Genomic DNA, 1827 nt, shown 5'->3' on the forward strand with positions numbered 1-1827 from the left:
ATCTGGCAAAACAGGGCTACGAAGTAACAATGTTTGAAGCATTCCACAAAGCCGGCGGCGTACTGGTTTACGGTATCCCCGAATTCCGTCTGCCTAAAGCCATCGTGCAGAAAGAAATCGACAAACTGTCCGCTCTAGGCGTAAATATTATGACAAACATGGTTATCGGTAAAGTTCTGTCCATCGATGAAATCATCGACGATATGGGCTTTGACGCAGTATTCGTTGGCACAGGCGCAGGTCTGCCTTCCTTCATGGGCATCCCCGGCGAAGCGCTGGTTGGCGTATACTCTGCAAACGAATACCTGACCAGAATCAACCTGATGAAAGCATACCTGTCCGAATACGATACACCTATCCGCAACAGCAAATCCGTAGCCGTTGTTGGCGGCGGTAACGTTGCCATGGACGCAGCAAGATGTGCAAAACGTATGGGCGCTGAAAACGTATACATCGTATACCGTCGTTCCGAAGCAGAAATGCCCGCTCGTCTGGAAGAAGTTCACCACGCAAAAGAAGAAGGTATCGAATTCCACCTGCTGAGAAACCCCGTGAAGATCGTGGACGATGGCAACGGTCAGGTTTGCGGTATCGAATGTCTGAAAATGGAACTGGGCGAACCCGATGCTTCCGGCAGAAGAAGCCCCGTACCCGTGGAAGGCTCCAACTATGTGATCGATGTTGATACAGTGGTTATGTCCATCGGTACATCCCCCAACCCTCTGATCAGAAGCACAACAAAGGGTCTGGAAACAAACAGAAAGGGCTGTCTGGTAGTTAATGAAGAAACAAACCAGACAACAAGAGAAGCGGTTTATGCCGGCGGCGACGCAGTAACAGGCGCAGCGACAGTAATCCTGGCTATGGGCGCAGGTAAGAAAGCGGCTGCAGCCATCGATGAATATCTGAAAAACAAATAATTTTTAAAATAAAAAGGCTCTATCTGACGATAGAGCTTTTTTTGTATGCTTCAAATTTACACGCCGAAGGCAAATAAAAGTTTCGGTCAAGCCTTTTCAAAGGCTTGCAGTGCTTCAGGGCAACGCCCCGCAATCAACCAAAATCATGTCTCTCATTGATTCCGCTGCCCAATTTTTCAAAAACGCAAATGATTTTTTCGATGCTTTCAAAACATTCCGCATCGTCCAATTCGTCATCTTCTAAAATCTTCTTGATTTCCTGCAACGCCTGATAGCACTTCATCTCCATCATTTCTTCCACGTTCATTTTCCATTTTGGCAACAATATTTCAAATTCTTCGAATTCCAATATTCTGTATAATATATCACGGTATAATTCCATTTTCTCCACCTCAAATCATAAACATGTTTTATGTTATAAAATATAACATATATTATAGCCAAATTGCAATCATAAACTATGTGCAAGGAGGCGATTTCATGCAAAACGAAAAATTGATCGTAAAACCAAAGAAAGCCAAAGGTGAAGATGGACATAAAGTATTTTCTATCCGTGTAAAAGATGAAATCGTAACACAGTTGGAAGAAATCTGCAAAAGAACTGGGCATAGCAGAAATGAGCTGATCGGTATGTTTCTGGAATATGCATTGGAAAATTGTGAAATAGAGGAAGCAAGAGAAGAAGAATAAACAACTCCATATCCACACAAAAAATAACAGCCCCGAATTTTTCGGCGGCTGTTTGTTATTTCCTGTTTTCTTTTATTCTTCTTCCTTTTCAAAATTCATTTCATCCTTTTCCCAAATACTACCACAGGCTCTTTCTCTTTTCAACGACTGCGCCTTTTCTGTTGCAAATTGCCCACAGGATTGGTATAATTTGAAATAATGAAATCTGAACGAACCA

At 42.9% G+C, this 1827-nt stretch carries 3 protein-coding genes; 2 read left to right on the top strand and 1 reads right to left on the bottom strand.

Going from position 1 to position 1827, the window contains the following annotated elements:
- A partial coding sequence (locus IJ369_RS01995; RefSeq protein WP_290715400.1) for an FAD-dependent oxidoreductase occupies positions 1 to 920 on the top strand: 920 nt, incomplete at its 5' end.
- Between the two features lie 133 nt (positions 921 to 1053).
- Here the strand turns inward: IJ369_RS01995 and IJ369_RS02000 are convergent.
- The gene (locus IJ369_RS02000; protein WP_290715402.1) at positions 1054 to 1302 is read right to left on the bottom strand and encodes a hypothetical protein; all 249 of its coding nucleotides are present in this window, start codon (positions 1300 to 1302) and stop codon (positions 1054 to 1056) included.
- A 98-nt stretch (positions 1303 to 1400) separates the two neighbouring features.
- Here IJ369_RS02000 and IJ369_RS02005 point away from each other — a divergent pair, with 98 nt between their 5' ends.
- Positions 1401 to 1610 carry a ribbon-helix-helix protein, CopG family gene (locus IJ369_RS02005; RefSeq protein WP_290715404.1) on the top strand — a complete coding sequence of 70 codons (210 nt, stop codon included), beginning with the start codon at positions 1401 to 1403 and terminating at the stop codon, positions 1608 to 1610.
- The last annotated feature ends 217 nt before the right edge of the window (positions 1611 to 1827 follow it).

The organism is Anaerotignum sp. (assembly GCF_017483025.1).
GTDB lineage: Bacteria > Bacillota > Clostridia > Lachnospirales > Anaerotignaceae > Anaerotignum_A.

Coding starts and splice junctions, on each gene's coding strand:
- IJ369_RS02000 (WP_290715402.1), bottom strand. CDS start 1,302: ATGGAATTATACCGTGATATATTATACAGAATATTGGAATTCGAAGAA.
- IJ369_RS02005 (WP_290715404.1), top strand. CDS start 1,401: ATGCAAAACGAAAAATTGATCGTAAAACCAAAGAAAGCCAAAGGTGAA.